The 17,571-nt window shown below is 61.0% G+C and carries 15 protein-coding genes; 11 read left to right on the top strand and 4 right to left on the bottom strand.

Annotated elements, in window-relative coordinates; all coding sequences use genetic code 11:
- Nucleotides 1-3 precede the first annotated feature (3 nt).
- Nucleotides 4-1,206 (top strand): acetyl-CoA C-acyltransferase, encoded by a 1,203-nt coding sequence (locus tag Q0P52_RS07485; RefSeq protein ID WP_293761910.1) that lies wholly within the window; start codon nt 4-6, stop codon nt 1,204-1,206.
- Nucleotides 1,207-1,312: 106 nt separating this feature from the next.
- Here Q0P52_RS07485 and Q0P52_RS07480 read toward each other — a convergent pair whose 3' ends face one another.
- On the bottom strand, nt 1,313-2,827 hold the full coding sequence (locus Q0P52_RS07480) for a PilZ domain-containing protein (RefSeq protein WP_293813693.1): 1,515 nt from the start codon (nt 2,825-2,827) through the stop codon (nt 1,313-1,315).
- Between the two features lie 188 nt (nt 2,828-3,015).
- On the opposite strand from Q0P52_RS07480, the gene Q0P52_RS07475 reads away from it, so the two are divergent.
- From Q0P52_RS07475 to fliJ, 10 genes are all read left to right on the top strand, one after another.
- The gene (locus Q0P52_RS07475; RefSeq protein WP_293761908.1) at nt 3,016-5,157 is read left to right on the top strand and encodes a patatin-like phospholipase family protein; all 2,142 of its coding nucleotides are present in this window, start codon (nt 3,016-3,018) and stop codon (nt 5,155-5,157) included.
- An 89-nt stretch (nt 5,158-5,246) separates the two neighbouring features.
- Nucleotides 5,247-5,735: a low molecular weight protein-tyrosine-phosphatase gene (locus Q0P52_RS07470; protein WP_293761906.1), complete on the top strand. Its 489-nt coding sequence runs from the start codon at nt 5,247-5,249 to the stop codon at nt 5,733-5,735.
- Between the two features lie 82 nt (nt 5,736-5,817).
- Nucleotides 5,818-6,507: a chemotaxis protein CheB gene (locus Q0P52_RS07465; protein WP_293761903.1), complete on the top strand. Its 690-nt coding sequence runs from the start codon at nt 5,818-5,820 to the stop codon at nt 6,505-6,507.
- Between the two features lie 8 nt (nt 6,508-6,515).
- Nucleotides 6,516-7,871: a sigma-54 dependent transcriptional regulator gene (locus Q0P52_RS07460; protein WP_293761901.1), complete on the top strand. Its 1,356-nt coding sequence runs from the start codon at nt 6,516-6,518 to the stop codon at nt 7,869-7,871.
- Between the two features lie 21 nt (nt 7,872-7,892).
- Nucleotides 7,893-8,213 carry a flagellar hook-basal body complex protein FliE gene (fliE, locus tag Q0P52_RS07455; protein ID WP_293761899.1) on the top strand — a complete coding sequence of 107 codons (321 nt, stop codon included), beginning with the start codon at nt 7,893-7,895 and terminating at the stop codon, nt 8,211-8,213.
- 56 nt (nt 8,214-8,269) lie between these two features.
- Nucleotides 8,270-10,021 carry a flagellar basal-body MS-ring/collar protein FliF gene (fliF, locus tag Q0P52_RS07450; RefSeq protein WP_293761897.1) on the top strand — a complete coding sequence of 584 codons (1,752 nt, stop codon included), beginning with the start codon at nt 8,270-8,272 and terminating at the stop codon, nt 10,019-10,021.
- Complete coding sequence (gene fliG / locus Q0P52_RS07445; protein WP_293761895.1) at nt 10,014-11,012, top strand: flagellar motor switch protein FliG; 999 nt, start codon at nt 10,014-10,016, stop codon at nt 11,010-11,012. Before fliF ends, fliG begins: the two co-directional genes overlap by 8 nt.
- Nucleotides 11,002-11,814, top strand: a complete 813-nt coding sequence (locus tag Q0P52_RS07440; RefSeq protein WP_293761893.1) for a FliH/SctL family protein — start codon at nt 11,002-11,004, stop codon at nt 11,812-11,814. The genes fliG and Q0P52_RS07440 overlap by 11 nt, the downstream gene beginning before the upstream one ends.
- Nucleotides 11,798-13,189, top strand: a complete 1,392-nt coding sequence (gene fliI, locus Q0P52_RS07435; RefSeq protein ID WP_293761891.1) for a flagellar protein export ATPase FliI — start codon at nt 11,798-11,800, stop codon at nt 13,187-13,189. The genes Q0P52_RS07440 and fliI overlap by 17 nt, the downstream gene beginning before the upstream one ends.
- A gap of 11 nt (nt 13,190-13,200) precedes the next feature.
- Nucleotides 13,201-13,650 (top strand): flagellar export protein FliJ, encoded by a 450-nt coding sequence (gene fliJ / locus Q0P52_RS07430; RefSeq protein ID WP_293761889.1) that lies wholly within the window; start codon nt 13,201-13,203, stop codon nt 13,648-13,650.
- A gap of 99 nt (nt 13,651-13,749) precedes the next feature.
- Here the strand turns inward: fliJ and Q0P52_RS07425 are convergent, their stop codons facing one another.
- From Q0P52_RS07425 to Q0P52_RS07415, 3 genes are read right to left on the bottom strand one after another with little or no spacing between them, the layout of a single operon-like run.
- Nucleotides 13,750-14,805, bottom strand: a complete 1,056-nt coding sequence (locus Q0P52_RS07425; protein ID WP_293761887.1) for an ABC transporter ATP-binding protein — start codon at nt 14,803-14,805, stop codon at nt 13,750-13,752.
- A complete protein-coding gene (locus tag Q0P52_RS07420) occupies nt 14,802-16,406 on the bottom strand; it encodes an iron ABC transporter permease (protein WP_293761885.1) in 1,605 nt (534 codons plus the stop codon). The genes Q0P52_RS07425 and Q0P52_RS07420 overlap by 4 nt, the downstream gene beginning before the upstream one ends.
- Before the next feature lie 4 nt (nt 16,407-16,410).
- On the bottom strand, nt 16,411-17,412 hold the full coding sequence (locus Q0P52_RS07415; protein ID WP_293761883.1) for an iron ABC transporter substrate-binding protein: 1,002 nt from the start codon (nt 17,410-17,412) through the stop codon (nt 16,411-16,413).
- Nucleotides 17,413-17,571 lie beyond the last annotated feature (159 nt).

Below are 17,571 nucleotides of genomic sequence, written 5' to 3'. Positions count from 1 at the left end.
AAAATGGTCAAGCAAGTACAAGAAGCCTACATCGTTGCGGTTACCCGCACGCCGGTTGGCAAAGCGCCGCGCGGCATGATGCGCAATGTGCGTCCGGACGACATGCTGGCGCATGTGATCACTGGCGCACTGGCGCAGGTGCCCACTCTCGATCCCAATCTGATTTCCGATTGCGTGGTCGGTTGTGCATTTCCTGAGGCTGAGCAGGGCCTGAACATGGCGCGTATCGGTGTGTTGCTGGCGGGTTTGCCGAACACCGTTGGCGGCATCACCATCAACCGTTACTGCTCTTCGGGCATCAATGCCGTGCAGATGGCCGCCGACCGCATTCGCCTCGGCGAGGCTGATGTCGTCATCGCCGCCGGCGCCGAGTCCATGTCCATGGTGCCGATGATGGGCAATAAGGTTTCCCTCAATCCGGAAATCTTCGCCAAGGATGAGAACTATGCCATCGCTTACGGCATGGGTCTGACGGCTGAAAAAGTGGCCCAGCAGTGGGGCGTTTCCCGCGAAGATCAGGATGCTTTCGCCGTTGAGTCGCATCGCCGCGCTTTTGCCGCTATCGAGTCCGGCGCTTTCAAGAGCGAAATCTCGCCGCTGGAAGTGACCTACCGTACGCCGAATCTGGAAACCGGTGAAGTGATCAGCAAGGTGCGCGTACTGGACACGGATGAAGGTCCGCGTCGCGACACGACGCTGGAAGGTCTGGCCAAACTGAAGACGGTGTTTGACGCCAAGGGTTCGGTAACCGCCGGCAACTCTTCGCAAATGTCCGATGGCGCTGGCGCTGTGATTCTGGTGTCCGAGAAGATCCTGAAGCAGTTCAATCTGGTGCCGCTGGCGCGTTACGTTACCTTCTCCGTGAAGGGTGTGCCGCCGGAAATCATGGGTATTGGTCCGAAAGAAGCCATTCCCGCAGCTTGCCAGCAAGCCGGTATCGCTCAGGGCGACCTCAAGTGGATCGAGTTGAATGAAGCTTTTGCCGCGCAGGCGCTGGCGGTGATTCGCGATCTGGATCTGGATACCAGCAAGATCAACCCGCATGGCGGCGCAATTGCCTTGGGCCACCCGCTGGGCGCAACCGGTGCTATCCGTACTGCAACCCTGGTGCATGGCATGCGCAACAAGGGTGAAAAAGGCTACGGCATGGTGACCATGTGTATCGGTACAGGCATGGGTGCCGCCGGCATTCTGGAAGTGCTGTAATCCGGATTGCCCGTCAGGCATGAAGAAACGCCCGCGAAAGCGGGCGTTTTATTTTCAGTTTGCTGCGCGTCGGCCGAGGGGCTGCTTGGATTGCCTCTGGTCCGGGTCAGTCGATTTTGGATAGCGTTTCGAAATCGCTGTGGCTGCAATCTTCAAACTCTTGCTGCGGGTTTTTCAGACGGATCATGTAGGACTTGCCCTGTGCGGTGAGGATCAGTTCACGTTCCGGGGCGACCAGATCTTTGGCCATCAGGAACCAGCGTTGCGCCTTGCGCGAATTGGGCTGGGTGATGTAAATGGCGGTCTTCGGGCTGTCGTTGCCGTCGCCGGGTTGCGTCAACGACACGCCAACCGGGCTTTGTCCGAGAATTTCGATGCCGACCTTGGTGCCGTTTTGCTGCCGCACCAGGCGACGAACTACGCCGAGCAACAATGGATGGTTTTCGGTTTTGATCAGGATGAGCCGACCAATGGCCAGTTGTTCAACATTCTTGCCGAAATAGGTCATGCCCATGCCGGAGCTGCTGATGTCGTTGACCTTCCACTCTTCGGCGTTTTCGTCGGTAGGTGTGACCTCTTGCACCTTGATGGCAAAAGCGGCGCGTTCAAAGCCGACATGCACGCCGGCAGTGGAGCTGTGCAGCGATCGCTCGGATTTGCGCAAGGACTTGCCGCCGTCGTCAGACCAGCGGATGGCCAGCTTCTCGCAAAGCGCCAACCACTCAGTGCGCTCAAGCTGCGCATCAAGGGCGCGCAGCGAAGCGGGGATGTTGCGATCCAGATCAAACATCAGGTCAGCCAGCCGGCTGGTGATTTCGCTGGTGGACCAGTAACGCATGGTGCGGCCGGCCATGCCGCGCAGCATTGGTTGCGGATGCTCCGGCATGGCCAGGTTGAGCACAAAAACCGGCTCGATGGCAGGCGGCATCTTTTCAAGGCGCACACCCTGACAGAGCAACATCAGCAGCTGGTCCACGGCTACGATTTCACGGTGCAGCATATTGTCCGTCTGTGCCAGGAAAAGCATGCAGCCTTGCAGCAGCAATTGTTCACAGCTTACTTCCACCGTGGAATCCGGATAAAGCATCAGCGGCGTACGGGCAACGCCTGAGTCTTCGGCAAACGTATAAAAGCGATAGCCCTGCTGCCAGACGGATTCTTCTGGTTTGAGGTAACGGAGAGAGTTCCAGGCGATCAGGCGCATCTGGTGATGCAGGCCGCGCGTGGTTATCAGGCGGAGTTCGGTCTCAATGCCGCTGACAGGGGCGCTTTGGTGTAGACGCAGGCAGATCTGGTAGGCGTTGGCCAGCTCATGCCAGAACGCGAGAATGGTCGGCAAATAGCTTTTGCTTCCCGGCGCGGTGCGCAGGAAATCCTGGCACAGTTGCGCATGGATGTTGTGAGCCTTGTCATCGACATAAATCAATGTCTTGACGCGCTCTTTCAACGGAATATCCGTGTCTGCGTTGATCTTGGATACTGCCTTGATGATTTCAACCAGGGCGGTGAAATATTCCGACTGCGGCAGATCCCTCACAAGCATGGTTGCCGACTGGGCAATACCCGATGCTACGGAGTTTTTCGTCAGCAGAGAGCTAACCAGCGATTTGAAATCAAACATTGTGCCGTGCTTTGGGCTTTATCATTGTTGGATGTATGTCACTATATCTTACGTTACCAGCGTGGGTAACGTGAATAGAAAGTTACCGAATTTTACTGAAAATGCATGCCTCGTCGAAAAGATTGTTGAAATTCATTATAAACGCCCTGTTTTCAGCTTGTCTGGCTTCTCCGGTACATGCGGCCGCCATGCAAGCTGCCGCTGGTCTTGCCGATGACGAAGGGGTTGGCGTCGTGCTTGGCGGCGGCGGCGCGCGGGGGTTTGCGCATCTTGGCGTACTCAAGGAACTGGAGCGCCTGCATGTACCCATCCGCTGCATTGCGGGCACCAGCGCGGGGGCCCTGATTGGCGGAATGTATGCTAACGGCTTGCCGCTGGATGAAATGCAAAAAGACTTCCGCGAGGCTGATTGGGGCCAGCTATTGTCGGGTAGGTTGCCGCGCGAGGAGTTGCCTTACGACAAGAAACGGAACGATTACAAAAACTATCTCGACGTGACTTTCGGCCTGCAGGGCGGGCAGCTGCGAGTGCCGCGCAGCGCCATCAATTCGCAGGAAATCGAGATGTTCATTCGCAGGCTGACTCGGGACAGACAGCTGGACTCCTACGATCAGCTGCCGATTCCGTTTCGCGCGCTGGCAACGGATCTGGCCAGCGGCGACGCGGTGGTGTTCGACAAGGGCCCGCTGGCGGTGGCCTTGCGCGCCAGTATGGCCGTGCCTGGCCTGTTTGATCTGGTGGAAACCGATAATCGCCTGCTGGTGGATGGCGGCCTGGCGCGCAACCTCCCGATCCAGGATGTGAGATCCTGCGCCAAGAACCTGATTGTAGTGGACGTGGGATCGCCGCCTTTGAAGAAAGAGGAGATCAATAGTCTGTTCGATGTCGTGGCTCAAACCAGCAACCTGATGGTAAGCCGCAATGTGGCCGAACAGATGCGTCTGATGCACAAGGGCGATGTGCTGATCAAGCCGGATCTGAACGGTTACACCGCTGCCGATTTTGCCGACAATCAGGCCATTATCGCGCGTGGCGAGGCGGCGGCCGTGGCGCAGTCCAGGGAACTGGCCCGTTTTTCCGTATCGCTGGAGCGTTACGCCTCCTGGCAGGCCAGGCTGGTGCCGCCCTCGAGCCCGGTGGTGGATGAGGTGAAGGTGGCGGACGGCGTTGGCGCGGCGGCTTCGGCCAACGTGCAGGGGGCTGTCAAGGATCTGGATGGTCCGGTGTCCATCGGCAAGGTGCGACAACGTTTGCGCGACATCTTTGCCAGCGGCGATTACGACCGCATTGCCTACGAGGTGGATGAGAAAAGCGGGCGCAACGTGATGACGGTAATGCCGGTGGAGCGCAGCATTGGGTCTTCCACCCTACATATGGGGTTGACCCTGCAGAGCACCACACCGGGTGATTCCAGTTTCGGTTTCCTACTGTCCCACGAGCAGAGTCAGCTGAACCGTGCCGGCGCCTCATGGCGCAATGAGGCGCTGATCGGCAACAACAAACTCTACAAAACCGAACTCTATCAGCCGTTTTCCTTTGGCAGCCCTTTCTTTGCGGCCGCATCGCTGAGCTATCAGGAAAACCCGTTTCCGCTCTACAGCAATCACATCAAGTTTGCCGAAGTCACTAATGAAATCACCATGACCAATGTGGACTTGGGAACCATTCTCGGGCGGTATGGCGAATTCCGGCTGGGCTTGTACGATGCGCGAGTGCACAGTTATCTCAGCATGGGCGATGCTTCGTTGTTGCCGGGTGGCGAGACGGTTAACTATCGCGGTTTGCGCGCGAGACTGGTGATTGACCAGTTCGACAATCCGCGCTGGCCGCGTTCCGGTTATTTCCTTAATACGGAATTCACTGGCAGTCTGCCCTGGATGGGCAGCCACACCGGCAGCACGGATTACAGTGCGGTACTGGAAGGGGCACATACGTTCGGTGATATCACCGTGCGGGCTACCGGTAAGTTGAGCGGCAATCTGGGTCGGGATGTGCAGGATTTCAGACTGGAATCGTTGGGTGGCTTCCTTAATCTCACGGGCTATCAACACGGCGAGTTGCTGGGATCGCGCGCTGCGTTGGGACGCGTGATGGTGTACTGGAGAGCGGCCTCTCTGCCCTCCATTCTCGGTAGTGGCCTGTATGCTGGCGGCTCGGTCGAAATGGGCAAGGTGTGGAGCAATCCTTTCACCGGCGCCAATAGCGCCTGGATACCGGCGGGGTCCTTGTTTGTGGCGGCCGATACGATATTGGGGCCGTTCTTCATTGGCGTTGGCGATGGCAAAAACGGCAAGCTGAGCGGCTATCTGTACTTGGGAACGGACTACTGACAGTCTGCGTCTTGCCTCTGTGCGCGGGCAAAGACAGCGACCAGTCGGGGCGGGTGGCGGGTTGAACCCGCCTTGCGCGGAGGGGGAGCATGAAAAACAAAGACAAATTCTCTGTGCTGATGGTGTGCATGGGCAATATTTGCCGTTCGCCCACGGCCGAGGCGGTCATGCGAAGCCAGTTGCAGGCGGCTGGTCTGTGTGATCGGGTAGAGGTGGATTCTGCCGGCACGCATGCCTACCACGTGGGCGAGGCGCCTGATCCGCGCAGCTGCGCAGCAGCCCGGGCGCGAGGGTACGACCTGTCGGCCTTGCGCGCGCGACAGGTGGTGGCGGCGGACTTTTCCCGGTTTGATCTGTTGTTGGCGGCGGATCGCGACAATATGGCGCAATTGAGAGGCATCTGTCCGGAAAACCAGTCGCACAAGCTGGATTACATCCTGTCTCCGCTCAAGGATCCTTCCAGGCTGGAGGTGCCCGATCCTTACTACGGCGGGGTGGCGGGTTTCGATCGTGTGCTGGACCTGATCGAGCTGGCTTGCGACGGTTGGATTGCCAGCATCAAAGACCGCTTGGCCTGAATTCCGGCAGAGAGGTTGGCCGAAGGCGGTCGCGACCTGTTAAGCTTGCCGGAAATCGCCCGGAACCCATGCAAGGAAGAAAATGGGACAGACACCCCGCCCGCCGTTGCCGCCCATGAATGTGCTGCCCAGTCTCAGTGCGGACGTCATTTTGCCAAAGCAGCAAGGGCGCACGCCGCTTATTCGTCAGACCGTGATTGTGGTGGGCTCTTCCACCGGGGGCACGGAGGCGCTGCGCACCTTGCTAACGGCGCTGCCTCGCACCATGCCGCCTATTCTGGTGGCGCAGCATATGCCGGAGCTGTTCACCAAATCATTTGCGGCCCGGCTGGATTCGCTGTGCCAACTGACTGTGAAAGAGGCGGAGGACAATGAGAAATTGCTGCCCGGGACAGTGTACATCGCGCCTGGGCATTCCCATCTGCTGCTCAAGGGCCTGCCGTCGACAGGCTATGCCGTCAGCCTGAACGGCGGTCAGCCGGTCAATCGCCACAAACCTTCCGTCGATGTGCTGTTCCGGTCAGCGGCTAATCTTGCCGGGCGCAACTGTATCGGCGTCATCCTCACCGGCATGGGGCGGGACGGCGCTTACGGCATGCTGGAATTGAAAGAGGCCGGCGCTTACAACATCGCCCAGGATGAAGCCAGTTGCGTGGTGTTCGGGATGCCCAAGGAAGCCATTGCCTTGGGTGCCGCGCATGAGGTTTTGCCCTTGACCGGCATTGCCCCTCGTTTGATCACCTTGGCGCAGCAGCGCCAGCCCACAGTATGACATCCGCCATGAAGTTACCTGTTCTGGTTGTTGAAGACGACGCCGATTTGCGAGAGGCCATTGTCGACACGCTGTCGCTGGCCGGTTACCCCACCGTTGAAGCCGGCGATGGCTCTGCCGCGCTGCAGCAGCTGAAAAAAGCCCCGGTAGGGCTGATCATCTCGGATGCGCAAATGGCGCCGATGGATGGCTATACGCTATTCGAGGAAGTCAAAATCCGCTATCCGGGTGTGCCTTTCATCCTGATGACCGCCTACGGCATCATCGAGCGCGCCATCGAGTTGTTGCGCGCCGGCGCCACTCACTATCTACTGAAGCCTTTCGAGCCAGGCAGTCTGATTGCCGAAGTGGAGAAGCACATCCTGCGCGTGCCGGAGAGCGACAAAGGCGAAGTGGTGGCGGAGTCCGCCGCAATGCGTCACTTGCTTGCGCTGGCGGGCAGGGTGGCGCAAAGCGATGCCAGCGTGCTGGTGATCGGACCCAGCGGGGCGGGCAAGGAAGTGCTGGCGCGATATATCCACCAGCACTCGCGGCGCGCCGACGGGCCATTTGTTGCCGTCAACTGTGCGGCGATTCCGGATAATCTGCTGGAGTCCACCTTGTTCGGCCATGAAAAAGGCGCTTTCACCGGCGCCGCGCAGGCCTTGCCGGGCAAGTTCGAGCAGGCGCAGGGCGGCACCATCTTGCTGGATGAAGTCACTGAAATGCCCATGCCCTTGCAGGCAAAGTTGTTGCGTGTGTTGCAGGAACGCGAGGTGGAGCGCGTGGGTGGTACGCGTACGATCAAGCTGGATATCCGCGTGCTGGCGACTTCCAATCGGGATGTCCAGACCGAAGTGGAAGCAGGCAGGTTTCGTGAGGACCTGTACTTCCGCTTGAATGTTTTCCCCTTGCGGTTGCCATCGCTGGCTGAGCGCAGGGAAGATATTCTCCCCTTGGCACGGCATGTGCTTAAGAAGTACGCTGAGGCCGCTGCAAGACCTGCGCTTTCCTTGTCGGAAGAGGCGGAGCGTCAATTGACGGCCTATAGTTGGGAAGGTAACATCCGCGAATTGGAAAACGTCATGCAGCGAGCGGTGATTCTTGCCGCCGGGCCGGCAATTCTTGCCGCCGATTTGATGCTGGACGGCGTTTCCAGTCTGGCACAGGTTACCCGAACAGAAACCATGACCCAGACATTCATGCCGGCGGAATCCGACATGAAAACCCTGGAAAAACGTCATATTCTGGAAACACTGGCGGCGGTGGGCAATGTCAAAAAGCTCGCGGCCGAGAAGCTGGGCATCAGCGAACGCACCTTGCGCTACAAATTGCAGCGCTACCGCGAAGAAGATGGCCTGGAAGGGGATCCGGATGGACTTTGACGTACGCAGTACGGAGTAGCCATGTCAGTAAACAATGTTGATCAGATTCTTGGCGAGCTGCGCGCCGCCTCCGCCCTTGCGGCGGGGAAGACGTCCGCGCAGGCTCAGGAAACGCCTCAGGTTGACTTTGCCGATGTTCTCAAGTCCACTATCGAGCAAGTCAATTCTGCGCAGCAGACATCGCGGGAGATGCAGCAGCAGTTCGAGCTGGGCGACGAAGGCGTTAATCTGCAGGACGTGATGGTGTCCTTGCAGAAAGCCAGTTTGTCGTTCCAGACCATGGTCCAGGCGCGAAACAAGCTGGTGACCGCCTATCAGGAAATCATGAATACCCAGGTGTAGACGTGTCGTGAGCAATTGCGCCGACAGCGGTTTTCGCCTGAAACCAAAACCACTGTATGGCAGATCTGGCAGAACAAAACGCTACACCCGCATGGCGAGACCGTCTCAACGAAGCCACTGATCGCTTCAAGACCCTCCCAAACAACCGCAAGATCATCTTCTTGGTCGCGCTGGCCGCCCTTTTCGCCGTTCTTGTCGGCACCGTGGTGCTCAATCGCCAGCCCAATTACAAAATCCTCTTCGCCAATGTGGCCGATCGCGACGGCGGTCAGATCACGGCTTCCCTCCAGCAAATGAACGTGCCCTATCAACTGGGCGACGGCGGTACCATTTCGGTCCCCGCCGACAAGGTGTATGACGTGCGTTTGCGTCTGGCCGCGCAAGGTTTGCCGAAGGCGGGCGGGGTGGGTTTCGAACTGATGGACAACCAGAAGTTCGGCATCAGTCAGTTTGCAGAACAGGTGAATTACCAGCGGGCGATCGAGGGCGAGCTGGCTCGCACCATTGAGGCCATCAGTTCGGTGGAGTCCGCCCGTCTGCATGTGGCCATTCCCAAGCAAAGCGTCTTTGTGCGAGATCAGCAACAGCCAACCGCATCGGTGATGCTGAACCTCATGCGCGGCCGCAACCTGGATCAGGCTCAGGTGGCCGGTATCGTGCACCTTGTATCCAGCGCCATTCCCAATTTGCCCGCGAAGAACGTCACCGTGGTGGATCAGGACGGCAACATGCTGTCCAAAATGTCCGATCAGAACGCCGGGCTGGATCAAACCCAGTTGGGTTATGTGCGCCAGGTGGAAGATGGCTATGTCAAACGCATCGAGGCGATTCTAGAGCCCATCTTCGGGCAGGGAAACATTCGCGCGCAGGTGACTGCGAATCTGGACTTCTCCGAGACCGAGCAGACCTCGGAAAGCTACAAGCCCAACTCCAGCCCGAATCCTTCCGCCACGCGCAGCCAGCAAATTGTCGAGAAGCTGGGCGGCGGGGCGAATCAGGCTACCGGCGTGCCCGGCGCGCTGTCCAACCAACCGCCTTCGGCGGCATCGGCCCCCATCACTTTGCCGCCCGGCGCGGCGCCGGGCACTGCGACGCTGTCTGGGCAGTCGCTTGGCCCCAATGGCGCCACCGAGCGCGACATTACTACCAATTACGAGGTAGACAAGACCATTCAGCACACCAAGTTGCCGCAGGGTGTGGTCAAGCGCCTCTCCGCAGCCGTGGTGGTGAACTATCGTCGCTTGCCGGACAAGAACGGCGAGATGAAGCCCACGCCGCTCACGCCGCAGGAAATTCAGCAGATCAACAGTCTGGTGAAGGAGGCGATGGGCTATAACACGCAGCGAGGAGACTCGCTCAATGTGGTCAATGCCGCCTTTGCCGACAATGCCGTGCCGGTCACCATGCAGGAGCGCGTCACCGATTACGTTACCAGCAACGCATCCAGTCTGATCAAGTATGTGCTGCTGACCATTGCCGTGCTGTATCTGCTGTTTGGCGTGGTGCGCCCGATCGTGCGCGATCTGGTCAAGCCGCAAGAAGGCGGCAGGGGGGCGGACGGCAAGCCCGTTACCGATGCCAGCGGGCGTTTGCTGGCTGTCGCTGGCGACGAGGAGGGCGAGACTATCGGTCCGGACGGCAAGCCGGTGCCTGGCAAACGCACTGCCGCCAGCAATGAGCCTGAGGATCCGAAGGAAGCCCAGATGCGTCAGTACAACCAGAATCTGGAAATCGCTCGCGAGCTTGTGAAGTCCGATCCGCGCATGGCGGCCCAGATCATCAAGGAATGGATCAGTTCCGATGAGTGACAACGGCGTCCGCCGCAGCGCGGTGCTTCTGTTCAGTCTTGGTCAGGCCGAGGCGGTGGAAGTGTTCAAATACCTTGGCCCCAAGGAAGTGCAGAAGATTTCCCTGGAAATGGCTGCCATCAACAATCTGAGCTATGGCGAGATCGACGACATCGTCGGCAAGTTCCGCGAAGAGTGTGCGGCGCGCGCCAGCATCGGCGCTTCCGACGAATACCTGCGCAATGTGTTGATCGAGGCATTGGGCCCGGACAAAGCCGCCAACCTGCTGGACAAGATCATGCAGGGCAACGACCACAGCGGCATCGAGAGCCTCAAGTGGATGGACCCATCTTCGGCGGCCGATCTGATCCGTCACGAGCATCCGCAGATCATCGCCACCATTCTGGTGCATCTGGAACCCGATCTTTCCAGTTCCATCCTGTCTTTCTTCCCCGAGCGTTTGCGCAACGAAGTGCTGATTCGTACCGCCACGCTGGAAGGGGTGCAGCCGCAGGCGCTGCGCGAACTCAATGATGTGCTCACGCAGCTGTTGTCGGGCTCCGATCGCATCAAGAAGAGCGCGTCCGGCGGTGTGGGCATGACGGCGGAAATCCTCAACTTCATGGGCTCCAACGTCGAGGCGTCCGCGCTCAACTACATCCGCGAATACGATCCGGAACTGGCGCAACGCATCCAGGACAAGATGTTTGTCTTCGAGAACATACTGGATATCGACGACCGTTCTATTCAGACCATTCTGCGCGAAGTGCAGTCCGATTCGCTGGTGGTGGCCCTCAAGGGCACCAGCGCGGAGCTCAAGGACAAGATCTTCCGCAATATGTCCCAGCGCGCCGCGGAAATGCTGCGCGACGATCTGGAATCCAAGGGGCCGGTCAAGCTGTCCGAAGTGGAGGCCGAGCAGAAGGAAATCCTCAAGGTCGTGCGCAAACTGGCCGACGACGGTCAGATCGTGCTAGGCAGCAAGGGTGGTGACGAAGGCCTTGTCGACTAATCCCATTATTCCCGGCGAGGAGCTGCAGGGCTGGAGCAGTTGGCAGCCCGGCGAGCTGGGCGGTGACAGCGAAGGCGAAGGGTTCACCGCCACGCAGATTGCCGGCCTGGAAGCCTTGCGCCAGCACTTGGAGAAGGGCGCGCAGCCTGCTGCCACCATGCCGGTCGGCGAGGCTGACCCTGCGGGCGAGCAGCACACAGCCGTCGACGAAACGGCGGTTGGCGAGTCTGTCGGTTACCCCACCGCTGCCGAGCTGGAAGCCATCCACCAAGAGGCCTGGCAAACCGGTTACGACGAAGGCTATCAGGCTGGGTTGGCCGAAGGGGCGTCGACAGGCGCGCAGCAGGCGCGAGACGAAGCACTGGCGCGCTTCACCGAGATCTGGGCACCCTTGCAGGCCTTGTCGGGCGGTTTTGCTCAAGAGCTGGCTCATCTGGAAGAGCAACTATCGGGCGCGGTCCTCAAGCTGGCGCTCAATCTGGCGGAAAAGCTCACGCTTTCGCATATCGACGCCAGTGAACAGGCGTTGACGGCTGTGTTGCAGAAAGTGCTGGGGGATTTGCCTTCGCATCTGTCGCAGGCTCGCCTGCGGGTCAACCCGGCGGATCTGGCGGCCGCGCGCGAGTTTCTCGCGCAGGAAACGCCCGAGACGCAATGGCAGTGGATCGAAGACCCTGCCATTCAGCGCGGCGGCTGCATCATCGATACCGCCTCCCTCAAGCTGGACCTCACGCTGCAGTCCCGCCTGAACGCGCTTTACGAGGCCCTGGGCGCCGCCGACAAGCATGAACCGGATCATTGAGCGGCAACTGGCCTACTTGGCTGCATGCGAGCGTACCGCAGCGGAAACCGCACTCTGGCAGCCGTCCGGGCGCTTGGTGCGGGTAACGGGCATGGTGATGGAAGCTACTGGCATCAAACTGCCCGTGGGCAGCGCCTGCCAGGTGGAACTGCCCGACCAGCATGTGGTGGAGGCGGAAGTCGTGGGCTTTTCCGGCGATCGCGTCTATCTGATGCCGCTGGCCAATGTGCACGGCCTGGTGCCGGGCACACCGGTGCGCCCGCTGGCGGCCATTCATCCGCCCGCCTACGGCAAGACGGGCGTGGTGCCCAAGGTCAACGGCCCTGCGGGCCGGCAGGTGCCGGTGGGCGAAAGCCTGCTGGGCCGCATTCTCGATTCGCTGGGCCGGCCGCTGGACGGCAAGGGCCCGATTCACCCCGAAGCGTATTTCCCGCTTTACAGTCAGCCGATGAACCCGCTGGATCGCTCTCCGGTCAAGGATGTGCTGGATGTGGGCGTGCGCGCAATCAATGGCCTGCTTACCGTGGGGCGGGGGCAGCGCCTGGGCCTGTTTGCCGGCTCTGGCGTCGGCAAATCGGTGCTGCTGGGCATGATGGCGCGTTTTACGCGGGCTGATGTGGTGGTGGTGGGACTGATCGGCGAGCGGGGGCGCGAGGTCAAGGACTTCATCGAAAACATTCTGGGCGATGAGGGCATTGCCCGGTCCGTGGTGGTGGCGGCGCCTGCCGATGTGCCGCCGCTGATGCGTTTGCACGGCGCAGCCTATGCCACGGCGCTGGCTGAATACTTCCGGGCCCAGGGCAAGGATGTGTTGCTGCTGATGGATTCGGTCACCCGCTACGCGATGGCGCAGCGTGAAATCGCCTTGGCCATTGGCGAGCCTCCGGTCACCAAGGGTTACCCGCCTTCCGTGTTTGCGCGCCTGCCGCAACTGATCGAGCGGGCCGGCAATGCGGCGCAGGGTGGCGGTTCCATTACGGGTTTCTACACCGTGCTGTCCGAGGGCGATGACCAGCAGGATCCTATTGCCGATTCGGCGCGGGCCATTCTGGATGGCCACTTTGTGCTGTCGCGCGATTTGGCCGAAGCCGGGCACTACCCCGCCATCGATATCGAGCAGTCCATCAGCCGGGTGATGGTGGATGTGGTGACGCCCGCGCAAATGGACAGGGCGCGCTACTTCAAGCAGTTGTACTCCCGCTACCAGCGCAACCGCGATCTGATCAGCGTTGGCGCTTATGTGCCGGGTTCGGACCCGATCCTGGACGAAGCCATTCGTCGTCAGCTGCCCATGACCAGCTTTCTGACCCAGCCCATGCACGAGTCGCACGACTTTGCCTCCTGCCTGCAACAGCTGGATAGCGTACTGGCCTAAAGGATTAAGCGATGGCGCAAAGCAAGTACGCGCTTCTGATCAGGTTGGCCGAAGAGAAGGAAGAGGCCGCCGCCGAGCGCATGCGACAGGCTCAGGGTGCGCTGGTCAAAGCCATGGGTCGGCAGGAGCAGCTCGACAACTTTCGCGGCGAGTACCGGCAGCGGCTGACCAGCGGCGGCATGCGCGGTATGAGCATCGCTCAGTGGCAGGATTTTCAGAAATTTCTCGCCCGTCTGGACGAGGCGGTAAAAACGCAGGACGGCGAGGTGGAGTTCGCCAAGCAAAGCTTCATTATGGCGCGGCAAGCCTGGCGCGAGGAGCACAAAAAACTCAAGGCCTACCAGAAGCTGATGGAGCGGGAAAACGAGCGGCTGCAGCTGCAGGAATCCCGCCGCCAGCAAAAAATGACCGATGAGTTTGCCACCCGGCGTTTTTGGGACAAAAGCCACGGCGAGGACTAGGCGTTCAGGCAGCACCGGCATGGCGGCATGAAGCAGACAAGGCCCGCGCGATATCGCATCGCGCGGGCCTTGTCTTTGCTATCCGCAGGTGAATGGCGTTCAGCCGGCCAGGGCGTGGGCCGAGCCGCAGACCTCCACCGCCACGCGGCTGCCTACGCGCGGAGCGGTCAGGCTGGGGCTGCGTACCTGCAGGGTGACGCCGGGGTGCTGTCCGGCCGGGCTGTCCGGCAACTGGATGGTGATCAGACAGTCCTGGCCGCCAAAATCGCTGTCCAGCACCAGCCCGCTGGCGGGATGCCCGTCGCCGGCTGCGCTCAGGCGCAACTGGTCGGGGCGCAGCATGATGCTGGTCGGCCCATCTTCGCGGCGCTGATGCAAGGAGAGCTCGCCGAGGCGACAGCTGGCCTTGCCCTGGCGCACGGTGGCTGGCAGCAATACCGCTTCGCCCAGAAACAGCGCGGTATCGGCATCCACCGGATGGCGGTAAAGCTGTTCCGGACTGCCGGCCTGCACCAGACGACCTTGTCGCATCACGGCCAGCTGGGTGGCGAATGACAGCGCTTCGGCCTGATCGTGCGTTACCAGAATGCTGGCGATGCCCGCCTCGCGCAGCACCTCGGCTACGGCCTTGCGCAAGGAGGCTCGCAGGCCGGTATCCAGCGCGGAGAAAGGTTCGTCCAGCAGCATCAGGCGCGGCTGTTGCGCCATGGCGCGCGCCAGCGCAACGCGTTGTTGCTGTCCGCCGGATAGTTCATGCGGCCAGCGCTTCAGCATGGCTGGCTCCAGCGACACCATCGCCAGCAGTTCGTCGATGCGGCGTTGGCGTTCGCGGCGTTCACCGCTGAGGCCAAAACCGATGTTGTCAGCCACGCTCAGGTGCGGAAACAGTGCGCCGTCTTGCGGTACGTAACCGATGCGGCGCAAATGGGCGGGCACGGCTTTGCCGCCTTCTGCTAACGTGGTGCCGTCCAGGCGGATGCTGCCGCTGTCCGGCGTTTCAAAGCCGGCGATCATGCGCAGCAGCGTGGTTTTGCCGGAGCCGGAGGGGCCGACGATCGCGGCGCGGCCACCGGCGGCCAACTCCAGGTCGACAGCGTCAACGGCGCGCACAGCGCCCCAGGATTTGCTCAGGGATTGGATGTGCAAACAAGTCATCTTCCAGCGCTCCGGCGGGATTGTGCGTGCAGCAGCGCGGTCAGCGGCAGCGACAGCAGGATCATGATCAGGGCAAAGGGGGCGGCGGCGGCATAGTCGATCTCGCTGGTCAGCGCCCAGAAGCCGGTGGCCAGCGTGCGGGTGCCGGTGGGCGCCAGCAGCAGGGTGGCGGTCAGCTCGTTGCCGATGGCGAGAAACACCATGGCGTAGCCGGCGGCGGCGGCCGGGGCGCTTAAGCGCAGCGTGGTGCGCCACAGAGCGCGGGCAGGTGGGCAGCCCAGGCTCTGCGCGGCGTTTTCCAGCTCCACCGGCGCTTGCGCGATGCCGGCGCGCAGGCTTACCAGTGCGCGCGGCAGGAACATCATCAAATAGGCCAGCAGAATAGTAGCCAGCGTCTGATACAAAGGCCTTGCCCACTGAATGGCGATGCTGACCAGCGCCAAGGCCACCACGATGCCGGGCAGCGCGCTGGCAACGTAGTTGCCGCTTTCCAGCAGGCGTTGCCATTTGCCCGGGCGGCGCACCGACAGCCAGGCGGCGGGCAGTGCGGCCGCCACGGTAATTAGCGCGCCGGCCCCGGCCAGCAGCAAGGTTTGCCGAAGCGCCGGCCACAGCCACTCATTGCGCCACACCTCAACGCCGCCAGCCAGCAGCCACTTGCCCAGTGTCCACAAGGGAACGCCCAGGCTAAGCGCGGCGGCGACGAGGCATACGCTCAGTCCGCAGAGTGCGCCCACCGGCCCCAGTTGGGTTCGGCTTTGCGCGCGCGCGCTGCCCGCGCCCAGTCGGGCATAGCGCGCCTTGCCGCGCAGGGCGGATTCGCCCAGCAACAGCAACAGGCAGCACAATACCAGCACGCCAGCCAGCATATTGGCCGCAGCGCCGCTGAAACTGGACTGGAACTGATCGAAAATCGCCGTGGTGAAGGTGTCGAAACGGATCATGGCAAACAGCCCGTATTCCGCCAGTAAATGCAGCCCCACCAGCAGCGAGCCGCCGAGAATGGCCAGCTTTAGCTGGGGCAGCACCACCTTGACGAAAACCGCCAGCGGGCGATGGCCCAGCGAAGCGGCTACATCTTCCAGTGCCGGGTCCATGCGGCGCAGCGCGGCGGCTGTCGGCAAGTAAAGGAAGGGCGAGTAGGCGATGACGGACAGCAGCACCGCAGCCCAAAGCCCGTGCAATGATGGTGCGGCGGAAATCCAGGCGTAACTGTGTACGAAGGCTGGAATCGCCAGCGGGGCGACGGCCAGCATGGCCCACCAGCGCCGGCCCGGCAGGTTGCTGCGCTCGGTCAGCCAGGCCGTGCCTACGCCCAGCAGGATGCATAGCGGAAGAGAAATGACCATCAGCTGCATGGTGTTGACCAGCAGCTCCGCCACACGCGGGCGGAAAACCAGCTCCACGATGCTGTCCTTGCCGGCGGCCAGTGTCTCGGCGGCGATGAAGCCCAGCGGCATCAGCGACAGCAGGGAAACGACGGCGGCGAGCAGGCCGGCCCAGAAAACAAGCCCGCGGCTTCGGCCAACCCTGACCAGGGGCAGGGCGGCGGCGGGCTGGCCGGCCAGGCGGCCGGCGGTGCGGGTGGCGGAATCGCTCATCGGTTTACAGCAGGCCCGCCTTGATCATCAGCTCGGTCACCTTGCGGCTGTTCAGGCGTGACGGATCCACCTTGGGAGCATCCAGCTTTGCGATCGGCACCAGCTTGGGGTTCGAGGCGGCGCCTTTGCCAACGGCGTACTCGTACGAGGCACCGGTGCGCAATACGGTCTGGCCGCCCTTGCCGGTAATCCATTTGAGGAATGCCTGGCCTTCTTGCTGATGCTTGCTGGAAGCCAGCACGCCGCCGGCGGAAACGCTGAGGAAGGCGCCCGGGTCTTGTTTGCCGAAGTAATGCAGATTGGTGTTCTTGCTGTTTTCGCCGGTCTTGGCCTGATCTCCGAAGTAGTAATAGTGATAGATCACGCCGCCATCAATCTGGCCGGCGTTGACCGCTTTCATGACGGTGCTGTTGCCCTTGTAGGCCACCGAGTTGGTTTTCATGGCCTTCAGCCATTCCAGTGTCGCGGCTTCGCCCTTCAGCTCCAGCAAGGCGCTGACAATGGCTTGGAAGTCAGCGCCGCTCGGCGAAGCGCCCCAGCGGCCCTTCCATTCCGGCTTGGCCAGGTCGAGCAGGCTGGTCGGCAGTTCCTTGGGAGACAGGCGGCTCTTGCTGTAGACGAAAACGGTAGAGCGGGCGGCGATGCCTACCCATTTGCCGCTGCCCGGACGGAAGGGGCCTTCCACTTGATTCAGCGTGTCGGCCGCCACGGGGGCCAACAGGCCGGCGTTTTCCACCAGCGCCATGGCCGGAGAGTTTTCAGTCAGAAACACATCGGCCGGGGAGTTCTTGCCCTCTTGTACGATCTGGTTGCCCATCTCGCTGTCGCTGCCGTTGCGCAGCGTTACCTTGATGCCGGTTTCCTTGGTGAAGCCGTCTACCCATTCTTTGGCAAGGCTTTCATGCTGGGCGTTGTAGACGACGATATCGGCAAGGGCGGCGCCGCTGGCGGAGAGCAAGGCGGCGACAAGGGTGGCGTGGGCGAGGGAGGACAGTCGGAACGTCATGTTTCTTATTCTCCTGAAACGGAAAGAAATGAGGCGAGGAAAGCGCTGGCGCTTTCTGCTCTGTGCAGGAGGCTCATCTTAACGCAAAGGAGAATGATTCGCATTAATTTTATATGCATGAGTCGTCGATTTTCACTGGCACGGCTATTGCTTTTAAGG

The sequence above is a fragment of the uncultured Aquitalea sp. genome, assembly GCF_945957525.1.
In the GTDB taxonomy this organism is placed as follows: domain Bacteria; phylum Pseudomonadota; class Gammaproteobacteria; order Burkholderiales; family Chromobacteriaceae; genus Aquitalea.
This window is presented reverse-complemented; position numbering and strand designations above follow the sequence as displayed.

Coding starts and splice junctions, on each gene's coding strand:
- Q0P52_RS07485 (WP_293761910.1), top strand. CDS start 4: ATGGTCAAGCAAGTACAAGAAGCCTACATCGTTGCGGTTACCCGCACG.
- Q0P52_RS07480 (WP_293813693.1), bottom strand. CDS start 2,827: ATGTTTGATTTCAAATCGCTGGTTAGCTCTCTGCTGACGAAAAACTCC.
- Q0P52_RS07475 (WP_293761908.1), top strand. CDS start 3,016: ATGCAAGCTGCCGCTGGTCTTGCCGATGACGAAGGGGTTGGCGTCGTG.
- Q0P52_RS07470 (WP_293761906.1), top strand. CDS start 5,247: ATGAAAAACAAAGACAAATTCTCTGTGCTGATGGTGTGCATGGGCAAT.
- Q0P52_RS07465 (WP_293761903.1), top strand. CDS start 5,818: ATGGGACAGACACCCCGCCCGCCGTTGCCGCCCATGAATGTGCTGCCC.
- Q0P52_RS07460 (WP_293761901.1), top strand. CDS start 6,516: ATGAAGTTACCTGTTCTGGTTGTTGAAGACGACGCCGATTTGCGAGAG.
- fliE (WP_293761899.1), top strand. CDS start 7,893: ATGTCAGTAAACAATGTTGATCAGATTCTTGGCGAGCTGCGCGCCGCC.
- fliF (WP_293761897.1), top strand. CDS start 8,270: ATGGCAGATCTGGCAGAACAAAACGCTACACCCGCATGGCGAGACCGT.
- fliG (WP_293761895.1), top strand. CDS start 10,014: ATGAGTGACAACGGCGTCCGCCGCAGCGCGGTGCTTCTGTTCAGTCTT.
- fliI (WP_293761891.1), top strand. CDS start 11,798: ATGAACCGGATCATTGAGCGGCAACTGGCCTACTTGGCTGCATGCGAG.
- fliJ (WP_293761889.1), top strand. CDS start 13,201: ATGGCGCAAAGCAAGTACGCGCTTCTGATCAGGTTGGCCGAAGAGAAG.
- Q0P52_RS07425 (WP_293761887.1), bottom strand. CDS start 14,805: ATGACTTGTTTGCACATCCAATCCCTGAGCAAATCCTGGGGCGCTGTG.
- Q0P52_RS07420 (WP_293761885.1), bottom strand. CDS start 16,406: ATGAGCGATTCCGCCACCCGCACCGCCGGCCGCCTGGCCGGCCAGCCC.
- Q0P52_RS07415 (WP_293761883.1), bottom strand. CDS start 17,412: ATGACGTTCCGACTGTCCTCCCTCGCCCACGCCACCCTTGTCGCCGCC.